This window comes from Gordonia polyisoprenivorans NBRC 16320 = JCM 10675 (assembly GCF_000241325.1).
In the GTDB taxonomy this organism is placed as follows: domain Bacteria; phylum Actinomycetota; class Actinomycetes; order Mycobacteriales; family Mycobacteriaceae; genus Gordonia; species Gordonia polyisoprenivorans.
This window is the reverse complement of sequence record NZ_BAEI01000062.1, coordinates 19,490-37,972: the sequence shown is the minus strand read 5'-3', so window position 1 is coordinate 37,972 and position 18,483 is coordinate 19,490. Positions and strand designations below refer to the sequence as shown.

General features: G+C 63.3%; 19 protein-coding genes. 14 read left to right on the top strand and 5 right to left on the bottom strand.

What is annotated here, in order from left to right; all coding sequences use genetic code 11:
* The 3 genes from GOPIP_RS15935 to GOPIP_RS15925 form a co-directional block, all read right to left on the bottom strand.
* Nucleotides 1–253: ATP-binding cassette domain-containing protein (locus GOPIP_RS15935; protein ID WP_006370749.1), on the bottom strand; the 253-nt coding region annotated here is incomplete at its 3' end.
* Between the two features lie 139 nt (nucleotides 254–392).
* Nucleotides 393–1,442 (bottom strand): TIGR03617 family F420-dependent LLM class oxidoreductase, encoded by a 1,050-nt coding sequence (locus tag GOPIP_RS15930; RefSeq protein WP_006370748.1) that lies wholly within the window; start codon nucleotides 1,440–1,442, stop codon nucleotides 393–395.
* Nucleotides 1,427–2,368 (bottom strand): NAD(P)H-dependent flavin oxidoreductase, encoded by a 942-nt coding sequence (locus GOPIP_RS15925; RefSeq protein ID WP_006370747.1) that lies wholly within the window; start codon nucleotides 2,366–2,368, stop codon nucleotides 1,427–1,429. Before GOPIP_RS15925 ends, GOPIP_RS15930 begins: the two co-directional genes overlap by 16 nt.
* 308 nt (nucleotides 2,369–2,676) lie before the next feature.
* On the opposite strand from GOPIP_RS15925, the gene GOPIP_RS15920 reads away from it, so the two are divergent.
* The 6 genes from GOPIP_RS15920 (at nucleotide 2,677) to GOPIP_RS15895 (ending at nucleotide 9,026) form a co-directional block, all read left to right on the top strand.
* The gene (locus GOPIP_RS15920; protein ID WP_210739867.1) at nucleotides 2,677–3,564 is read left to right on the top strand and encodes a LuxR C-terminal-related transcriptional regulator; all 888 of its coding nucleotides are present in this window, start codon (nucleotides 2,677–2,679) and stop codon (nucleotides 3,562–3,564) included.
* Nucleotides 3,561–4,748, top strand: coding sequence for a LuxR C-terminal-related transcriptional regulator (locus tag GOPIP_RS15915; RefSeq protein ID WP_006370745.1), 1,188 nt, complete (start codon nucleotides 3,561–3,563; stop codon nucleotides 4,746–4,748). Before GOPIP_RS15920 ends, GOPIP_RS15915 begins: the two co-directional genes overlap by 4 nt.
* Before the next feature lie 161 nt (nucleotides 4,749–4,909).
* On the top strand, nucleotides 4,910–5,392 hold the full coding sequence (locus tag GOPIP_RS15910; protein ID WP_020171952.1) for a ketosteroid isomerase-related protein: 483 nt from the start codon (nucleotides 4,910–4,912) through the stop codon (nucleotides 5,390–5,392).
* A gap of 35 nt (nucleotides 5,393–5,427) precedes the next feature.
* The gene (locus GOPIP_RS15905) at nucleotides 5,428–5,928 is read left to right on the top strand and encodes a ketosteroid isomerase-related protein (protein ID WP_006370743.1); all 501 of its coding nucleotides are present in this window, start codon (nucleotides 5,428–5,430) and stop codon (nucleotides 5,926–5,928) included.
* Between the two features lie 2 nt (nucleotides 5,929–5,930).
* The gene (locus tag GOPIP_RS15900; RefSeq protein WP_006370742.1) at nucleotides 5,931–7,505 is read left to right on the top strand and encodes an AMP-binding protein; all 1,575 of its coding nucleotides are present in this window, start codon (nucleotides 5,931–5,933) and stop codon (nucleotides 7,503–7,505) included.
* A 21-nt stretch (nucleotides 7,506–7,526) separates the two neighbouring features.
* Nucleotides 7,527–9,026 carry an aldehyde dehydrogenase family protein gene (locus tag GOPIP_RS15895; protein WP_006370741.1) on the top strand — a complete coding sequence of 500 codons (1,500 nt, stop codon included), beginning with the start codon at nucleotides 7,527–7,529 and terminating at the stop codon, nucleotides 9,024–9,026.
* Between the two features lie 60 nt (nucleotides 9,027–9,086).
* On the opposite strand, the gene GOPIP_RS15890 is transcribed toward GOPIP_RS15895, so the two are convergent.
* Nucleotides 9,087–9,725, bottom strand: a complete 639-nt coding sequence (locus tag GOPIP_RS15890) for a TetR/AcrR family transcriptional regulator (protein ID WP_210739868.1) — start codon at nucleotides 9,723–9,725, stop codon at nucleotides 9,087–9,089.
* Nucleotides 9,726–10,082: 357 nt separating this feature from the next.
* Here GOPIP_RS15890 and GOPIP_RS15885 point away from each other — a divergent pair, with 357 nt between their 5' ends.
* The 6 genes from GOPIP_RS15885 (at nucleotide 10,083) to GOPIP_RS15860 (ending at nucleotide 13,783) form a co-directional block, all read left to right on the top strand.
* The gene (locus GOPIP_RS15885) at nucleotides 10,083–10,628 is read left to right on the top strand and encodes a flavin reductase family protein (protein WP_006370739.1); all 546 of its coding nucleotides are present in this window, start codon (nucleotides 10,083–10,085) and stop codon (nucleotides 10,626–10,628) included.
* Nucleotides 10,629–10,630: 2 nt separating this feature from the next.
* Nucleotides 10,631–11,206, top strand: coding sequence for a hypothetical protein (locus tag GOPIP_RS15880; protein ID WP_006370738.1), 576 nt, complete (start codon nucleotides 10,631–10,633; stop codon nucleotides 11,204–11,206).
* Nucleotides 11,207–11,212: 6 nt separating this feature from the next.
* Nucleotides 11,213–11,527: a DMT family transporter gene (locus GOPIP_RS15875; RefSeq protein WP_006370737.1), complete on the top strand. Its 315-nt coding sequence runs from the start codon at nucleotides 11,213–11,215 to the stop codon at nucleotides 11,525–11,527.
* The gene (locus GOPIP_RS15870) at nucleotides 11,524–11,985 is read left to right on the top strand and encodes a DMT family transporter (RefSeq protein ID WP_081482509.1); all 462 of its coding nucleotides are present in this window, start codon (nucleotides 11,524–11,526) and stop codon (nucleotides 11,983–11,985) included. The genes GOPIP_RS15875 and GOPIP_RS15870 overlap by 4 nt, the downstream gene beginning before the upstream one ends.
* A gap of 113 nt (nucleotides 11,986–12,098) precedes the next feature.
* On the top strand, nucleotides 12,099–12,509 hold the full coding sequence (locus GOPIP_RS15865) for an SCP2 sterol-binding domain-containing protein (protein WP_006370735.1): 411 nt from the start codon (nucleotides 12,099–12,101) through the stop codon (nucleotides 12,507–12,509).
* Nucleotides 12,510–12,547: 38 nt separating this feature from the next.
* Nucleotides 12,548–13,783 carry an acyl-CoA dehydrogenase family protein gene (locus GOPIP_RS15860; protein WP_006370734.1) on the top strand — a complete coding sequence of 412 codons (1,236 nt, stop codon included), beginning with the start codon at nucleotides 12,548–12,550 and terminating at the stop codon, nucleotides 13,781–13,783.
* Nucleotides 13,784–13,966: 183 nt separating this feature from the next.
* On the opposite strand, the gene GOPIP_RS15855 is transcribed toward GOPIP_RS15860, so the two are convergent.
* Complete coding sequence (locus GOPIP_RS15855; protein ID WP_006370733.1) at nucleotides 13,967–15,547, bottom strand: long-chain-fatty-acid--CoA ligase; 1,581 nt, start codon at nucleotides 15,545–15,547, stop codon at nucleotides 13,967–13,969.
* Nucleotides 15,548–15,706: 159 nt separating this feature from the next.
* Between GOPIP_RS15855 and GOPIP_RS15850 the strand changes: the two genes are divergently transcribed.
* Both GOPIP_RS15850 and GOPIP_RS15845 read left to right on the top strand, forming a co-directional pair.
* Complete coding sequence (locus tag GOPIP_RS15850; RefSeq protein WP_006370732.1) at nucleotides 15,707–16,858, top strand: acyl-CoA dehydrogenase family protein; 1,152 nt, start codon at nucleotides 15,707–15,709, stop codon at nucleotides 16,856–16,858.
* A gap of 19 nt (nucleotides 16,859–16,877) precedes the next feature.
* Nucleotides 16,878–18,476, top strand: a complete 1,599-nt coding sequence (locus tag GOPIP_RS15845) for an acyl-CoA carboxylase subunit beta (RefSeq protein WP_006370731.1) — start codon at nucleotides 16,878–16,880, stop codon at nucleotides 18,474–18,476.
* Nucleotides 18,477–18,483 lie beyond the last annotated feature (7 nt).

The following is an 18,483-nucleotide window of genomic DNA, read 5'->3' as shown; positions in this document are numbered from 1 at the left end:
CGCCGAACAGCTTGCGGATCTCATACAGTTCCTTGGCCGAACACTGGGTGATGTCGGTGCCGTCGATGATCACCGACCCCTGCTCCGGATGCAGCAAACCGATCAACGTCTTCAAGAACACCGATTTACCGGTACCCGACGGACCCAACAACGCCGACACCTCACCCTCGGGCAAGGTCAACGACACATCACGCCAAATATTCTGCGAACCAAACGACTTCGTCAGATTCGCCACACTCACTTCAACACCCATGGTGATGTCATCCCTTCCTCGGCGCACGCGGTGGACACCCATCGACAGTAGGGCCCGGGCGGGTAGCCTCGAATCGTCCGCTGGGGTGACATCGGGGGTCGAATGGGCGACCTCGCACAAATCGAGTCACCCCTGACCCTCACCGGGTACCGAGCCGGGCGTCACCGGCCGCCGCGGCGAAAGTGGCACGAACATCCGCATTCGTCGGGTAGGGCGCGTAAAAGGTGAAGCGATCCACGAGGTCACCGAATTTCTGTGCGGCAGTTGCTCCCGCCTCTTCTGGAGTCCCGACAACCGCGAACGTCGACAACACATCGTCGTCGATGAGCGCACTCATCGACGACCAGCCGTCGGTGGTCGACAGTCGATGCAATTCTCGATGGAGATCACCCCAGCCATGGTGTTCGAGAACCTTTGCGTACGCGGGTGTCGAGCCGTAGAAGGCGATCTGACGGCGTACAGCGGCCGCGGCAGTGGCGATCTCGTCGTCGGTGGTGCCGGTGACCACGAATCCCGGATAGCTGATGGTGAAATCTGAACGCGAACGATCATGCGCGGCAAGCACTTCGTCGATTGCTGGTGAGGTGACCTCACGTAGATACCTTTGGGTGGTGAAGCCGTGCAAGAGGATACCGTCGGCCACCTCGGCGGCCAGCCGCGTCATCCGCTCTCCGACAGCGGTGATCAGGATCGGTGGAGCGGCGTGGTCATGGGGCCGAGGGCGGAACATTGGCGGGAAGAGAGTGTGCTGGTAGTAGTCGCCACGGAAATCGAGGTGCTCACCGGTCGCGATGGCGCGCCAGATCTCACGCAGTGCCGCGAGATACTCACGCAATCTGGGAATCGGTTCGGACCACGGCATGTCGAACCGCCGGCGGATGTGCGGCTTGACCTGGGTGCCGAGGCCCAGGATCAGACGGCCACCACTCATCTGCTGCACATCGTTGGCCGCGATGGCCAGCGACATGGGGTTTCGGGCGAATGCAACGGTAGCCGCAGTCCCGACATCGAGGCCGTCTCCGTGTTCGGCCGCGAGGATCAGCGGAAAGAATGGATTATGGGACACCTCGGTGGTCCACACTCCGGCGAAGCCGCCGTCCACGGCATCGCGGATCTGATGCACGGTGGTGGCGATATCTCCGCCGGCCGTGCCGTCAAAAGGGCCGCCGATATTCATGTCAATGAGCATCGATCGATGCCTCCTTCTCCATCGTTGCTGTCGTCGAAGTACTCGTCGGCGATCCGTTCGACCAGCGTGGCCACGGTTTCCACGGACTCCACCTGGCCGACAGCATGTCCAGCACTCCAGGCGCCGGAATTGGTCTTGAGTCGCCGGTGGTCGAAGCCGTCGGTCGTCGGCCCGGCCGATTGATGGGTCGTCAGCCACGCACGGAGCAAGCTAGCCGGTATACCGCCGACCACGTCCGAGCGGACAACATCATCCATCGACGCGTCGACGACTGCTTGCCGGTAGTCGACCGGCGCAGCGCTTTCGGCAGCGGCGATGAAGCGGGTGCCCATATAACCGAGGTCGGCACCGAGCGTGCGAGCTGCGCGCAGAGCGACGCCGTCGGCGATCCCGCCGGCCAGAACGATCGTGCCGTCGAAGAACTGCCGAACTGCCCGAACGAAGGCGAAGGGATTGGCCCATCCGGTTTGGCCACCGGCGCCTGCCGAGAGAAGGATCAAGCCGTCCACACCGGCTTTTGCCGCGCGATGAGCGTGTCGGATGGAGGCCACATCCGACAGCACGCGGATACCCGCCTCGCGGCATGGTTCGATGATCGCGTCCGGTGCACCGACGCTGGCGATCACCATCTCGATGTGGTGATCCATAAGCGCGGAGAGTTCGTCCGGCAACTGCTGGTTCGAGGGGTGCACCACGAGGTTCGGTGCGAAGGGCGCGCAACCGGGATCGAGCTCGTCGGCGAGCCGATCGAGATCGTCGCGCAGCGCGTCGACCGAGCTGGACAGGTGTACCGGGAACGAGCCGATGACGCCCACGCGGCACGCTGCGACGACGAGGTCGATGCTCGAGACCCCTGTCATCGGTGCGACGATCAACGGAAGGGTCAGCCGTGATCGATACTGTGCGGGAATCCTCACCTGGTCCATCTCCAGTCACCTTGTCAGGGGCTGATGGACGCCATCAGCAATGTGAATCATGAATAACATACGCGCGTGATGTCTCCGGATCCCCTCGGCCCCGCGAATCCGTGTTTCAGCGAGGTGAGCAGGTTCAACATCGGCCAAAGCTTGACAGGAGTGACCCAAGTCACGACAATGGGTGACGAATTTGCTCGTGTCCGTGCGAATTCTCACCGTCGGAGTGAACCCGAATTTACGACCGCGGAGATGCCGGCCGTCAGGGATGGAGCGCGACCGGGCGACGTCAGGAGAGGAAGCACCAGTTGCCACTGCGGATGAGGGCGGATTCGGAGTTGTGGTTGAGCTGCGTGTTCCAGGCGCTGTCGAGCGTTCATGACTGGTCCGCGCGCCCGTCGCCGGCCATGTGGCGGCATGCGCTCGATGCGCTCTGCGCGACTGGTCTTTTCGGTCGGGGTCTGGTCTCCGAGGTGCGCCGGTCGCAGTGGATTCCGCTCTATGGGTGCTCGGCGGCCGGGCCGGTTGACGATCCGTCGGGATTCCTCGGCCATCCCATCGATCTGTCTTCGGCGACAATCGAATCCGAGGTCGTCCGCCGACGTTCGGCAGCGTTGGTCACCGACGTCCCCGATGAGCCACGGGTACTGCCCGCACTACGGCGCTACTCCGGCTCGCGGAGCTATGTCGTCGTCCCGATCGTGGTGTGCGGATCGGTGGTGGGCTTGCTGCACATGGATCAGAGCGTCGATTCTCCCGAGATGCTGGTCGTCGATCGCGATCTGGCCAAGTCCTTTGCCGACGGGCTGAGCGTGATTCACGAGCGAATGCTGGTCGAGGCCGAAATGATGTGGGAACGCACCGCCGTATCCTCACTGCTGAATCATCCGCCGCGCGCGTTCGTGGGCGGGCTCGGTGATGTGACGCCGGACGATGCGCGGCGGTCGGCGGGCCCGGACAGCGGGGCGCCGCGAACGCGCGGTTCGGGTCCGTCGATGCGTGACTTCGGGCTGACCTCCCGAGAAGTCGACGTGGTCGAGTTGATGGTCGAGGGGTTGAGCAACGCCGACATCGCCGCGCAGCTGACCGTCGCGGAGTCGACGGTCAAGTCACATGTGAAGCACATCCTGCGCAAGTTGCGCGTAGCCAATCGTGCCGCGGTGGTCGCGAGATACACGCGGCCCGAACTCGGAGGACTCGACAGATGACGGTCTCGCTGGCCTCCGACGATCGGCGCCGAACATCGCCCGGGCGGGCACGAGGGCGGAATTGGACGCCTGATGTCGCCTGGTACGGGCGGTTGGAGGCGGTGACCGCGGTCGTATCGGCGATCAATGACGCCGAGGTGCGGTTGCCCGACGACCCCGGGGCCTCGATGACCCATGCATCGGAGGCGGTCTCCACGTTGATGCGCGTGTGCTCGGATGCGCAGTCGTCAGCATGCAGCGGCGACGACGGTAGGCGGGGCGAACAAATCGGCGCGGCAGTGGCCGAGTTACAGCAACTCGCCACTGAAATGCTGCTCGGACAGATGTCGCAGTGGACTGCGCGGATGTCGGATTGTGCTGCGGCGCTTCATGCCCTGCGCGGGGCGTCGACGCTCGACGAGCTCTCGGACCGGCTGTGCGCCGACGCCGCGCGTGGTTGCGGTTTCTCCCGCGTGGTGCTCTCGCGTGTGGACCATGACCACTGGGCACCCTGGAAGGCATATCTCGAAGGTGCGGACGTGCACTCGTCGTGGTTCGCCGAATGGACCGGTCGGGCGATACCGATCGAACCGGACACACCCGAGCGCAGAAGCGTGACCGCGAGCCGGCCGACGATGGTGGTCGACACCAGTCGCGACCGCGTGTTCCGGCCGATCATCGTCGAGTCCGGTCGCTCGCGCGGATACGTCGTCTCTCCGGTGAATGTGGGCGGATCGACCGCGGGTTTACTACACGCAGACCACTCGTCGGACGGTGCGACGATCACCTCGGATGACCGAGATGTGTTGTGGGCCTTCAGTGTCGGGGTCGGCTACGTGCTCGAGCGGGTGCAGCTGGTCGATCAGGTGCGCCGCCACCACGATTCGCTCAAGGAGTTGCTCGACGATGCGGCGGTGCGCATCGACGAACTGTGCGACTCCGGAATTCGTTTGACGAGCACGGTATCGGATCGGGCGGACGCCGACGGGGAGCCGGTCACGTCGCCCGCCGAGTTCGACCGACTCACCCTACGAGAGCGAGATGTGGTGCGACTCATGATATCCGGTGCGTCCAATACCGAGATCGCCGACCGCTTGATCATCGCGCCCGGAACGGTGAAATCACACGTCAAGCAGATCCTGCGCAAGCTGGGCATGTGCAACCGATCGCAGGTGATTGCGGCGGCCGCCGCCGCTGACTGGTGATCTCACCTCGTGATCACCCCTGACGGGGGAGGATGTTCACCCTTCGGTATGTGTCGCCGACTGTGATGTGCGCAATAGCGTTGTCCTCGGACGCCGCCTCGCGCGGACGAGGTCCGAAGGCCGGTGTCCGGCTCGAAATATTGATCGCCACAACGGCATACATGACACAGACGAAGGAGTACATGGAGATGAGTCATCACTTCGCGGTACGTTGGCTGAAGGCATTCCGGGAGAGTCCCGAGGCAGTGGTCGCGTTGTACGCAGACGGCTTCCTCTTCGAGGACCCCATTCTCGGCCAGAAGATCACCGATCGTGACGAGTTGTTGCGCGTCTTCGCTCCGTACGCCAACAAGGACGTCGAGAACGGCATCGGTATCAACAACTTCCGAATCGACGAGGTCGTCGGCGACGAGAAGTCGGCCATCTATCGATGGACCTGGGAAGCGCCGACCGCGACAGCGTTCGTCGGGCTGCCGGCGCCGGCCGGGAAGGTTCCGGGCGCACGGGGTATCACCTATCACCAGTACAACGACGCCGGACTGATCCAGCGGGAAGCGTCCCTGTGGGACATCGCCACCGCAGCGGCGGAACTCGGTCAGCCGGTCGAGCCGCGTTTTGTCACCAAAGCACCTGCACTCGTCTGACACCGACGTCGACCCAAGAGAACGAGGACATCACCATGACCGATCACCGCAGCCACGCCGAAGCATGGGCAACCGCGCTCACCAGTGACACCGACGAATTGCTGGGGCTTTTCGCCGACGACTTCGTCTACGACGATCACGCCGACCGGGACCACGTGCTCGACACCGCGATCACCAAGGACGAGTTGCGTCCATTCGTCGCGCCGTTCGCCAACGCCGATCCCGGCAACGGGGTGGGTACGCATACCTTCACCGTGACCGAGTCCTTCCCGGTCGCGGGCAGGGGTGGCGATCCGGCCGTGGTCATCCTGTGGGACTGGACGGGCGAAGGCCTCGACACGTACCGAGGGGTGCCGGTGAACGGGCGGACACTGCACACGCGCGGTATCACCTGGCATCAGCTCAACGCCGAGGGAAAGATCGTGCACGAGTCCACCTACTGGAACGACACACCGGTCCTGCAGGAACTCGGCATCCCGCTGATCACGCCCGAGTACTGGGTTGAGGGATTCGATCCGGCATCGATCGGAGCCTGACCATGTGGGGGACACTGCCTGATGTGCTCGATCGGGCGTGCACCTACTACCGCGAGTCGACTGCGATCATCGACGGAGATCGAGCGCTGACGTACGCGCAGATGCGTGATTTGCGCGACCGCATCGCGCAGGCGTTGGTGTCACTCGGTGTGCAGAAGGGCGAACGAGTCGGGCTGTTGTTGAGCAACTGCCTCGAGTTCATTCCCGCCCAGCACGGAATCTGGGCGGCAGGCGGGGTTCTGGTGCAGATGCCGACTCGCAACGCTGCCGCCGGGTTCCGAGCGAACCTGCTCGGCACCGACGCCACGACACTCGTCTACGAATCGGGATTCGATGACGCCGTCAGCGAGATCCGAGCGGATCTACCGAAGCTGCAGAACGTGATTCGCATATCGCGCGATGGGTCGGCGGCTCCCGCGGGAGTGGGCGAGGCACACGACTTCGCCGCGCTTGTCGATGCGCAACGGGCAGTGCGCCCCGACGTCGGGCTCACCGTGGACGACGAGGCATATGTGCTGTTCACCTCGGGGAGTACAGGTGAGCCCAAAGGCGTCGTCAATTCGCACTTCACCTGGTCGCACTACAGCATCACTGCGGGTCGCGACATCGGCGACATCGGACCGGGGGAGGTATTCGCCCACGGTGCCCCGCTCACCCATTTCACGCAGATCTTCGTCATGCCGACGTTCCTGCGCGGGGGCACCAACGTCATGCTGCCGGGGCTCGACGTGGATCGACTGCTCACCGAGATCGAGGACAAGAAGGTGACGGCGACCGCAGTCGTGCCGACCATCATCTATCTGCTTCTCGATCATCCGGGTAGGGGTTCGCATGACCTGTCGTCATTGCGCACCATGATCTACGCCGGAGCGCCGATCGCCCCCGAGCGACTCAAACAGGCGCTCGACGTGTTCGGCTCGATCTTTGTGCAGACCTACGCCGGCACCGAGCCCGGATACGTGTCCTGTCTGCGCAAAGAAGACCACCGTGTCGATGGCGAGGCGGCGATCGCTCGTCTCGCCTCGGCCGGGCGGCCGCTGTTCACCGTTGACGTCGAGGTCCGTGATCCCGACGGTCGTGCGTTGGCGACGGGGCAGGTCGGCGAAATCGCGTCCCGGCAGTTGGGGCAGATGCTCGGGTACCTCGATCCCTCCCGCAATTCCGAAGCGCTGCACAATGGTTGGGTCATGACCGGTGACATCGGGCGACTCGATGACGACGGCTTTCTCTACCTTGTCGATCGCAAGAAGGACATGGTCGTCAGCGGCGGATTCAACGTGTTCCCGCGTCAGGTCGAGGACGTGCTCGCCACCCACCCGGATGTGGCGCAGGTGGCGGTGTTCGGTATCCCCGACCCGAAATGGGGTGAGGCCGTGCACGCGGTGATAGTGAGCAAATCCGGCGACGACATTGCCGAGTCCGAGCTCAAGGACTTGGTGAAGACGCAGCTCGGTGGTGTCCACGCCCCCAAGTCGTACGACTTCGTGGCGGCCCTACCAGTGAACCCGGCCGGCAAGATCGACAAGAAATCGCTTCGTAACCCGTTCTGGCACGATCGTGATCGCCGGATCGGATGAGGCTCTCGAAGAGGAGACGACATGAGCGTTGAGAGTTATCAGCTGTATATCGACGGGAAGTGGGTGTCGACACCTGATTCCTACGAGATCCGTAGTCCGGCAACCGAGGAGCTGGTTGCCACCGTCGCCAAGGGCGGTGTCGAGCATGTGGATGCCGCGGTCGCCGCGGCGCGCCGCGCGCACGAATCGGGTGTGTGGCGCAACACCTCCCCGGAGGATCGCGCGAACCTGCTTCTCGATGTCGCAGAGCGACTGGGAGCCAAGGCGGATCAGTTGGCTGCATTGCAGACTCGGGAGAACGGCGCGACCATCCGCATCACCGGTGCGTTGCACATCGGTCTGTCGATCGCGCAACTGCAGTTTCTTGCCGTCCAGTCGAAGGACTATGAGTACGAGACCGCGGGACCGGCAATCGAACCGATTCCCGCGGAGGGCATCGTCCGGCGGGAGCCGGTGGGCGTGGTCGCCGCGATCGTCCCGTGGAACATCCCGTATCTGACCACGATCTGGAAGATCGCACCCGCGCTGGCCGCAGGCAACACGGTGGTCCTCAAGCCGGACGAGCACGCACCGCTGTGCGGCCTGGAGCTGGCGAAGGTCTTCGACGAGGCCGGCCTGCCCGCGGGTGTCCTCAACGTCGTCACCGGCGACGGCGAGCCGGTCGGCAAGTATCTGGCCGGCCATCCCGGCGTCAACAAGGTGGCGTTCACCGGATCGACAGTGGTCGGCAAGAGCATCCTGCGAGACTCCGCGGACACCGTGAAGCGGGTGTCGCTCGAACTGGGCGGTAAAGGGCCGAACATCATTCTCGACGGCGCCGATCTCGACACCGCCATCGACGGGTCCATCTTCGCCGCCTTCGCCAACAACGGTGAGGCATGCGAGGCCGGAACGCGACTGCTGGTCCCCCGTGAGCGGCATGACGAGATCGTCGACCGGTTGGTCGAACGCGCAGCCACGCTGCGGGTCGGAGATCCACTCGACCCCGCCACCAATGTCGGTCCGGTGATCTCCGAGACCCAGCAGAGCCGGATTCTGGAGTACTTCCGGATCGCTGCCGCCGAGGGCGCCAAAGCCGTACTCGGGGGCGGAGTCCCGGCCGGGCCGCAGTTCGAGAAGGGATACTGGATCGAGCCCACCGTCTTTGTCGGGGTCGACAACTCGACGCGGATCGCCCGGGAGGAGGTGTTCGGACCGGTCGTGGTCGTCTTGCCCTACGACTCGATCGACGACGCCGTGAAGATCGCCAATGACAGCGATTACGGGCTGTCGGCCGGTGTCTGGGGTGATGAGGCAACCGCACGTGAGGTTGCGAATCGACTCGATGCCGGGATGGTGTTCGTCAACGACTGGCACGTCATCCACCCGGCATACCCGTTCGGTGGGTTCAAGCAAAGTGGTCTCGGACGTGAGGGCGGTCTGCACCAGCTCGATGAGTACACCGAGGCGAAGTTCGTGTCTGTCAACAAGTCACCGGGTCCGGAGGCCCGGGCCTTCGCAATCGTGATCGATCCGGCGTAGTCGGTTGATGGGTGATGGCGGCGTCAGCGCGAACGGCGCTCATGCGCCGTCATCACCCGATCACCTCTCCGGGCGGTCGAGATCCAGGATCGAACACGCCGAGGTGAAAAGGAGGTCGCGCAGCCGTTTCTCGGGGAGTCCCACATTGTGGAACAGCGACGACTGGATCGCCCCGATGGCGGCGTGTACCACGACCCGAGTTGTGCTTTCGTCGATGTTCGGGTGTAGTTCGTCGTACAGGTGCGCCCATTCTTCGATGTAGAGCCGCTGCTTGCGTCGGAGGCGACGCTGGTCGTCTGGCGGTAGGTTGTAGTTCTCGGTGTAGTAGACACGCGCGATATTGCGCGTGGTGATGACGAAATCGATCTGTCCCGCGACGAGTGCCAGGAGCGCGGATCGACTGTCGGCGCTGTCGGCGACCATCGAAGTACTCTCGTCGAGAAGCGTGTCGATGGCCTTGTCGAACAGCGCGACGAGAACCGCGGACTTGCTCTCGAAATGGCGGTAGATCGCCGATCCGGTGACACCGGCAGCGGAGCCGATATCCGACATCGACACGGCGATGAATCCCCGCTCGGCGACCAATGCGGCTGCCGCGTCCAGGATCTTGTCCTTGCGCTCGGGGTCACGCGTACGGATCCGCACAGCACTGCGTACGGGTGCGGCCCGGTGAGCCGCTGGGGGCGGGACATCCGCCATGACGAGCCTCCGGCTTGATGCTTGCAGACAAGTGAAATCACTTTCACATTCCGGAGCCACAATACACTTGGCCCGCTGCTGTGGCTCCATACCGAACCGCGGGGGGATGACGGTGGTTCCCTTCGGGGAAAGAACTCAACTTCGTCCACAATCGCCGATGCTTTCGGAATTTGTTGCTGAACAACAGTTTACGGGAATCTGAGGAGTGTTCCCGGCGGGCGAGGTGCGCAACAATCTGCTATAAGTGAATCAGAATTAACTACCGCATCCGACGCACGTACGGCGGCAACGGTTCGTCGACGAGTCGGCCGGCCACCCACGAGGCGTGGATGTTCATCGATACAAGGAGTGCATGCCATGACTGCTCGACCCGGAGCGGTGGAAAGCCGCACCGTGCCTGCTGCGATCGATCCAGCGGCCTTCCGCTCGTTGATGCGCCGCCACGCGGCCGGAGTCTCCGTGATCACGCTCGAGTCTGATTCCGGCCCAGTTGGTTTCACGGCGACATCGCTCGCCTCACTCTCCGCCGAGCCGCCTCTGGTGTGCTTCAACATCGCGCACACCTCGTCGAGCCTGACGGCGTTGCGGGCGGCGCAGTCCCTGGTGATCCACGTCCTCGATGAACGCGATCGAGCCATCGCGGAGCGATTCTCCCGCACCGCTGCGGAGCGGTTCGCCGATGCGTCGAGCTGGACCACTCTGGGCACAGGTGAGCCGTTGCTGGTCGGGGTGCAGTGCTGGATGCGCGTCGCGCTGGTGGGTAAGCAGGACATCGGCGACCACGTGTTGGTCGTCGGGCAGGTGACCAAAGCGGGTCTTCCGGACGGGGACGCGGACCCGGTACGACCGCTGATCTATCACGACGGGCGATACCACCACGGTGTGCCAGTCCGCGAGGTGTAGCGATGTCGATAGCCGAAGTGATTGCAGTCGAACGTGATTCGACGAGCACGGGAACGCGCCACCAATCCGGACACGCCTGCGGTCGGCACGGACGCCCGCTCTCGTGCTGGACGCTGTCGCCCGAGCTGGTCGCGGCATGCCGATGTGTCGTCATCGAGCCCACCGACATGCGCGATGCCCAACGGCTTCGGCGCCTGGCGCGCTCTCAGGCGTTGACGCGGGGTGCCGGAGAGGTCACGGTGATCGTCGATGTGGTTGCAGTGGTGGCCGAGTCGGCACGGGACGCGCGGCAGATCGCTGGACGCCGACAGACCGAAGAGCCCGGATTCTCCTACGTCGGCACGCCGCGTGGACTCGCCACGCTGGTGTGGGACATCTGCGTTGCAGAGGTAGCCGACGCGGTCCGTCTGACCGTCCTCGACGCCGATCCGGAAGCAGGATCGGCCGGGGGTGCACTCTGCGTCGATGCGGTCAAGGCGTTGCACGACAGGGGTGTTTCGTCGGTCGTCGGACGAGAGCAATGTCCCTGCGACGGCATCGTGCGCGGTCGCAGACATACCGAACAGCCCAGGGTGTGATCAACGATGGCGTGGGTCTTTCTGTTCGGTGCGGTGTTCCTCGAGGTGGTGGCCACCAATGTGCTGCCGGCGACACAGCGATTCACCCGGCCGGTGCCGACGGTCACCGTGTGTCTGATGTATGCCGGCACCGCCCTGCTTCTTGCGCGAGCGATCTTGGGCATAGACCTCGCGATCGCGTATACCCTGTGGTGCGCACTGGGAATCGTCGTCGTGGTCGCAGTTGGTGTGGCAACACGTGGTGAGCGTGTGAGCCGGTCGGGATACCTGGGGCTGATGCTGATCCTGGCCGGCGTCATCACCGTCAATCTGGGCGGGTGAGCGCGGTGCCCGTCCATCCGACCGGCCATCCGGCGAGATCGTCGGTCGGAGCGTGGCTTTGGCTGGTGGCGGCCATGATCTCGGAGATCGTTGCCACCGGCTCCCTGCACCTGACCCATGGTTTCACCGACGTGGTCCCGACCATTGTTGTGATCGTTGGGTATTGCCTGTCGTTCTTCTGCCTGACCAACACCGCAGAGGTCATTCCACTCGGGCTCGCATACGCGGTGTGGACCGCGCTGGGCACCATCGCGGTGTGCATCATCGGAGTTGTCGCTCTGCACCAGGCGATTTCGTGGCCTGCCGGGATCGGGATCGCACTCATCGTCATCGGCGTCTGCGTGATCAATCTCCGTGGTGGCGGGATAGTGCGCCCGGATTACCAGAGTATGGCGTCCGAGGGATCGTCGGTGACGCCGGAGATCCTGTCCGCTCTCGACGAATCACCCCCAAGGTAGGTCGAATCTCATCCCTGGGGGAGACGCTCGAAGAGCTTGTTGCACATAACGTTCTGTTTGGGCCTGTGTTTCGGGTCATATCCCTTTCGGAAGAACTCACGGAGGTGGCCACGATGGCCGTATTCAAAGACGCCGAGGATGTCTACAGCACGATCGGCAAAGCAATGGAGGTGTGCGTCAACGACGATCAGTTCGTGAAGGCCACCCAGGGTGGAACGCTGGTGGTACACATCATTCAAACCGATCCTGACGCGCATATCCTCGTGGACTTCCCCGGCCGAAAGGTCTTGACCGGAGTTGCGGCCGAGAATGCCTCCTCCACAGTTCAATTGCGTATGAGCTCGGACAACGCCAACAAGTTCTGGCAGGGCAAGCTCAACTTCACCCTGGCCATGGCGCAGCGCAAGGTCAAGCTGGACGGAAAGCGCTCGACGGCGTTGGGGCTCTTGCCACTGACAGAGCCGATCTTCGAGGCCTACCGTCAGATCCTCACCGACGCACACCGCGATGACCTGCTGCTCTGATCGCAGCGGTTGCTTTTACCACCAGTCAAGGAGACCAGATGTCCGACACCATCACTGACGCCGAATTCGATGCTGCGTTCGCCAAGGCACAAGAGCTCTCGGAGTACTTCCGCGAGATCGGGCCGGAATATGACAAAAAGAACACCTTTGCGTTGCCGACAATCGAGAAGTTCAAGGCAAGCGGGCTCGGCTCACTCGCTGTGCCCAAGGAGTACGGCGGTCAGGGCGGCAACATCCTGCACACATCGAAGGTGATCTCCGAACTGTCGCGAGGCGATTCGGCGATTGCACTTGCCTACAACATGCACTTCATCATGGTCGGGATGTGTCTCGGCTTGTTCAGCGAAGCCCAGAATAAGCAGTGGATGAGCCGAGTAGCGGACGGCGCCTTGGTCTTCGGCCCGTTCTCCGAACAACGTGCCGGCTTCTCGGGCCTGGCCGACATGACCGCGGTGCCGCAACCGGAGGGCGGTTGGCGTCTCTACGGTAAGAAGGTGTGGGGCACCCTGGCCGAGGCCGCCGACATCATCACGACCAACGCCACGATCACCGACGCCGAAGGCAATCTGCCCGACACATTCGAGGAGCGGGTCGAGCAGGAGTCGTTCTTTGTCGCTGATTTCGACGTCGACGAGAACGGTCAGGGTGACGGGATACGCATCGAGAAAACCTGGGATGCACTGGGAATGCACGCCACCGGAACTCACACGATCCACTTCGAGGGGTTCTACATTCCCGAGGACGGCTTCGTGTGCTCCTGGCGCGGCGGTGCATTCGGTGTTCTCGAGTGGGCGTCACTGATGTTTGCAAGCATCTACCTCGGGATGCAGTACCGCGTCCTGGAGGAAGCACGCGCGGTGCTGTCGAAGAAGACTCTGGGTGCCACCTTCGGTGCCATCGCAGCGGCGGAGACGAAGGTGGCAGGAGTCGGGCACATCATCGACGGCATCGGCGACATCGCATCGCGTGTCGAATTGTCGCGGCGGGTGGTCTACCGCACATGCCAGGAGTTGATCGACGGCGACGACGACCAGTGGCCGCTGGAGTTACGCTTCCCATACATCGGATTGGCCAAGACCTTCGTCGCCGACAACGTGCTGTACATGACGCGCAAGGCGATGAGCTTGGTGGGCGGATCGTCCTTCCGGCGCGGCGCCATCTTCGAGCGGCTCTATCGGGACTCGGCAGCGTCGATGTTCCAGCCGCTCAATGCCGATCAGTCATGCACCTACATCGGTGAACAACTCCTCGCTCCCGAGGAATTGGCCGATTGACCTCCATCGACTCGATCAGCGTCGACTGATCTGAGCCCGCGTCGTTGCGCCCGGCGATGCGGTGGCCGCCTCCACGAACCGCCCTCTCGTGTTCGTGGAGGCGGTCTCGTCATGTCGGGGCTGACACGCCCTGATGCGCCCAGACGTGTCGGCACACCCTGACGTGTCGGTACCCAGGCAGCCCTATCGTGCGTAGAAGTCGCGGTGGGCGCCGCGAATCTCGTTCTTGCGAATCTTTCCGGTGGCGGTCTTGGGTAGTTCGTCGACGACGACGATTGCCTTGGGGATCTTGTACGCATCGAGGTGCTGGCGTAACTTCTCGCGAATGTCGTTCTCGTCGAGCCGAAGTCCCGGTTTGCCGACCACGAATGCGGTGATGGCCTCCGACCAGTGTGCGTGCGGTAGGCCGACCACCACCGCTTCGGCTACGGCGGGTTCCGCGGAGTACATGGCCTTTTCCACTTCGAGCGACGATACGTTTTCGCCGCCGGTCTTGATGACGTCCTTGTGGCGGTCGGTGAACCACAGGATCCCGTCCGAATCGAAGTGTCCGACGTCGCCGGAATGGAACCAGCCGTGCCTGAATGCTTCATCGGTGTCGTCGGGTTTGCCGAGGTACTCGGTCATGAGGTGCGGTCCTCGATAGACGATTTCCCCGTCGGTGCCCGTGGGCAGTGCACGGCCGGCGTCGTCGTGGATCTCGACTTGGACATTGATCACCGGAGTACCGACTGCGCCTGGGTGGGTGAGTTGGTTCTCAGGACGGAAAATGGTTGCTGTGGGGCTCATCTCGGTTTGTCCGAAGAGCAGATAGAAGTCGCAGTCGAACACTTCGATGCATTCTTCGAGGATGTCCTGGGGCATGGGGGCCATCGCGTACAACGCTCGGCGGACGCTGCTCAGATTCCGCCGGCGTATGTCTGCACGCTCGAGCATCGCGCGGTACATCATGGGTAGGCCGAACAGCTGGGTGATCGACTCCTGTTCGATGAGGGTCAACAATGCCTCGGCGTCGAATCCCCTCATCACGAAGATCGCCGCACCCACCATGACCGCGGTGGTGCAATGACAGTTGAGCTGGGCGGTATGGAAGATCGGGAGCAACGCGGCGAACCGGTCGTCGGGCCGAAACCCGCCCTCGATGATCATCGTCATCGACTCGAGATAGATGGCGGTGTGGTTGCCCACGACACCTTTCGGGGCCGAGGTCGTTCCACTGGTGTACAGATAGGTGAGGGCTGCGCGGTCGCCGATCGTCACCGTCGGGTCCGTCTCGGCGGAACCGGTGGTGAAAGCTTCCCATTCTGTTGTGGGAGTATCGAATGCAACATCGGATGGCCCGATTGTGACGATCAGCTCTATTGTCGACGCATTGTCGAGAGCCTGCGCCATCTCGCTCGCGAGTTCGGTGTGGACGACCAGGACACGCGCCCGCGAGTCGGCGAGGACGTACGCGGACTCGTGCGGGCGCCACGCGAGATTGATCGGGACACAGACCGCTCCGATCTTTGCACACGCGTAGTAACAGATCAGGAACTCGGCACTGTTGTGGGAAGCCAGGGCTACCGCGTCTCCCACTGCGATCCCGTGAACGAGCAGGCTATGGGCGAGCCGGTTCACCGCGGAGTTGAATTCCGAATAGTCCAGTCGGCGGGCACCGTCCACGATCGCGAGCGCGCGTGGCGACCGGGCCGCCGTTCGCGTGAGGCTGTCGCCGACGTTCACACGATGGATGAGGTTGGAGGTCAGTTCGTCGAGTGGCACGGCGTCCCCTAGTGAATGATGATCAACTGTCAGATGAGTGAACCGCGTCACTGTCGTCGAGCGCAAGGCCTGCGGTGCGGAAATATGGTGCACGCGGACGCGACATGGAGAACGTACGACCTCTTGTGTAGTTAACGACGATTCACTAAAGTTGGGGGCATGGACTTCGACGAGCCTGCCGAGCATGCCGCGTTACGTTCGGCAGTTGCCTCGGTGTGCGCAGATTTCGGACCGCACTATTACCAGTCGGTCGTCGACGCCGACGGCAAGACCGACGAGCTGTGGTCGGTGCTGGGCAAGCACGGCTTCGTCGGCGTCAATCTGCCCGAGGAGCACGGGGGCGGAGGTGCGGGTGTGACCGAGTTGGCGATCGTGGTCGAGGAGACCGCTGCTGCAGGGATGCCGTTGTTGCTCCTGCTGGTCTCGTCCGCAATCTCCGGGGAGGTGCTCAAGACCTTCGGAACCGCCGAGCAGCAGCAAGCCTGGTTGCCTGCGATGGCAGACGGAAGCGACAAAATGGTGTTCGCGATCACCGAACCCGACGCCGGATCCAATAGCCACCAGATCGCGACGACCGCCCACCGGGACGGCGACGACTGGATTCTGTCCGGTACCAAGTACTACATCTCGGGCGTCGACGAGGCCTCACACGTCCTCGTCGTCGCACGTACCGGCGAGAGCGACGACGGCCGGGGACTGATGACATTGTTCGTCGTCGACACCGATGCGCCCGGGCTGCACCGGAGCCGCATCCCCGTCGAGGTCCGCGCACCGGAGAAGCAATTCACACTCATCTTCGACGACGTTCGGGTCAGCGATGCACGACGTGTCGGAGGCGTTGATGAGGGAATGCGGATTGTTTTTCACGGTCTCAATCCCGAACGGATCACCGGTGCCGCGATCGAGAACGGGATCGGCCGGTACGCGCTTGATCGCGCTGCACGCTATGCCAACGAGCGGGCCGTCTGGGGCGCTCCGATCGGCACTCACCAGGGAATCTCGCACCCGCTGTCGGCGGCTGCCATCGGCATCGCGGCGTCCCGCTTGATGACTGCCAAGGCGGCGTGGCTCCACGACACTGGTGGCGTGGCCGCCGAGGCGTCGAACATGGCGAAATGCCTTGCCGCAGAAGCCGCCCTTGCAGCGCTCGATTCCGCGATCCAGACACACGGTGGCAACGGAATGGCATCGGAGTACGGCCTGGCGCATCTGTGGGGGATGGCGCGGCTACTCAAGATCGCGCCGGTCAGTCGGGAAATGATTCTGAACTTCGTCGCAGGCCACACCCTCGGCTTGCGGCGATCCTATTGAGATGTTGTGAGAGAAGGCGATGAAAGTCCTCAAGAGCACCTTCGACTTCGGTTCCGCGACGGCACAGGCCAATCGCGCCGGGAACCTCGAGCGCATCGACGAGTTGCGACGCGAGCAGCAGCGGGCCAATGACGGAGGGGGAGACAAGTATCGAGCCCGGCACCGGGATCGGGGCAAACTGCTCGCCCGGGAAAGAGTCGAGTTGCTGCTCGACCTCGACGCACCGTTTCTGGAGCTGGGAACGGTCGCCGCATGGGGGACCGAATACGCGGTCGGTGCGAGCGCGGTCACAGGGATCGGCGTCGTCAGTGGCGTCGAGTGCATGATCGTCGCCCACGATCCGACGGTTCGCGGGGGGTCGTCGAATCCGTACACATGGAAAAAGGTGTTGCGCGCCATGCACATCGCGCGCGAGAATCGACTGCCTCTGGTCAACCTCGTGGAATCCGGTGGGGGTGACCTCGAGCGGCAATCGGAATTGTTCGTGCCGGCCGGGCGATTGTTCAACGAGCTGTCGTCGCTCTCGGCTGCAGGAGTTCCGACGATTGCCCTGGTGTTCGGCAACTCCACCGCCGGCGGCGCGTATGTGCCCGGTATGTGTGACTACACCGTGATGGTGGCGAATCAGGCGAAGGTGTTCCTGGGTGGTCCGCCGTTGGTGAAGATGGCCACCGGCGAGGACGCCGATGACGAAAGTCTCGGGGGAGCGGACATGCATTCGCGGATATCGGGTCTCGCCGACTATCTCGCGCACGACGAGCACGAGTGCATCGCGATCGGACGGGAGATCGTCGAACATCTCAACTGGCGCAAGAAGGGTCCTGGCCCCACACAGGCGCCTGACGAACCGCTCTATCCCGCAGAGGAACTCCTCGACATCGCGTCGGTCGACCTCAAGGTGCCGTTCGATCCGCGCGAGGTGATCGCACGCGTCGTCGACGGCTCGCGTTTCGAGGAATACAAGCCGGTCTACGGGACCGCACTGGTCACCGGCTGGGCCTCGATCCACGGATTCCCGGTGGGGATCGTCGCCAATGCCCGCGGCATCCTGTTCAATGACGAGGCCAAGAAGGGCACCGAGTTCATCCTGTTGTGCAATCAGACCGATACGCCGCTGATCTTCTTGCAGAACACCACTGGCTTCATGGTTGGCACCAGCTACGAGCAGAACGGCATCATCAAGGACGGCGCCAAGATGATCAACGCCGTGACGAATTCGAAGGTCCCGCACATCACGATCAACATGGCGGCGTCATACGGCGCGGGCAACTACGGGATGTCCGGGCGCTCCTATGATCCGCGACTGCTGTTCACGTGGCCGAACTCCAAGACCGCGATCATGGGACCCGAACAACTTGCCGGCGTGATGTCGATCGTGGCACGTGCTGCTGCGGCAGCGGCCGGGCGTCCCTTCGACGAGGAAGCCGACGCGGCGCGGCGCGCTGCACTCGAGGAGAAGGTGGAGGCGGAATCGCTGGCGCTGTTCATGAGTGGCCAAGGATACGACGACGGAATCATCGACCCGCGCGATACCCGCTCGGTCCTGGGTATCGCCTTGTCGATGTGTCACAACAACGAGATCGAGGGCACCCGCGGTTACGCGGTGTTCCGGATGTGAGGGTTCA

Bases quoted from the DNA above. Each gene is read 5' to 3' on its own strand.
- GOPIP_RS15860 (WP_006370734.1), top strand. From the start codon at position 12,548: ATGTCCGACACCATCACTGACGCCGAATTCGATGCTGCGTTCGCCAAG.
- GOPIP_RS15930 (WP_006370748.1), bottom strand. From the start codon at position 1,442: ATGCTCATTGACATGAATATCGGCGGCCCTTTTGACGGCACGGCCGGC.
- GOPIP_RS15905 (WP_006370743.1), top strand. From the start codon at position 5,428: ATGACCGATCACCGCAGCCACGCCGAAGCATGGGCAACCGCGCTCACC.
- GOPIP_RS15885 (WP_006370739.1), top strand. From the start codon at position 10,083: ATGACTGCTCGACCCGGAGCGGTGGAAAGCCGCACCGTGCCTGCTGCG.
- GOPIP_RS15875 (WP_006370737.1), top strand. From the start codon at position 11,213: ATGGCGTGGGTCTTTCTGTTCGGTGCGGTGTTCCTCGAGGTGGTGGCC.
- GOPIP_RS15925 (WP_006370747.1), bottom strand. From the start codon at position 2,368: ATGGACCAGGTGAGGATTCCCGCACAGTATCGATCACGGCTGACCCTT.
- GOPIP_RS15920 (WP_210739867.1), top strand. From the start codon at position 2,677: ATGAGGGCGGATTCGGAGTTGTGGTTGAGCTGCGTGTTCCAGGCGCTG.
- GOPIP_RS15880 (WP_006370738.1), top strand. From the start codon at position 10,631: ATGTCGATAGCCGAAGTGATTGCAGTCGAACGTGATTCGACGAGCACG.
- GOPIP_RS15895 (WP_006370741.1), top strand. From the start codon at position 7,527: ATGAGCGTTGAGAGTTATCAGCTGTATATCGACGGGAAGTGGGTGTCG.
- GOPIP_RS15890 (WP_210739868.1), bottom strand. From the start codon at position 9,725: ATGGCGGATGTCCCGCCCCCAGCGGCTCACCGGGCCGCACCCGTACGC.
- GOPIP_RS15915 (WP_006370745.1), top strand. From the start codon at position 3,561: ATGACGGTCTCGCTGGCCTCCGACGATCGGCGCCGAACATCGCCCGGG.
- GOPIP_RS15850 (WP_006370732.1), top strand. From the start codon at position 15,707: ATGGACTTCGACGAGCCTGCCGAGCATGCCGCGTTACGTTCGGCAGTT.
- GOPIP_RS15845 (WP_006370731.1), top strand. From the start codon at position 16,878: ATGAAAGTCCTCAAGAGCACCTTCGACTTCGGTTCCGCGACGGCACAG.
- GOPIP_RS15900 (WP_006370742.1), top strand. From the start codon at position 5,931: ATGTGGGGGACACTGCCTGATGTGCTCGATCGGGCGTGCACCTACTAC.
- GOPIP_RS15910 (WP_020171952.1), top strand. From the start codon at position 4,910: ATGACACAGACGAAGGAGTACATGGAGATGAGTCATCACTTCGCGGTA.
- GOPIP_RS15865 (WP_006370735.1), top strand. From the start codon at position 12,099: ATGGCCGTATTCAAAGACGCCGAGGATGTCTACAGCACGATCGGCAAA.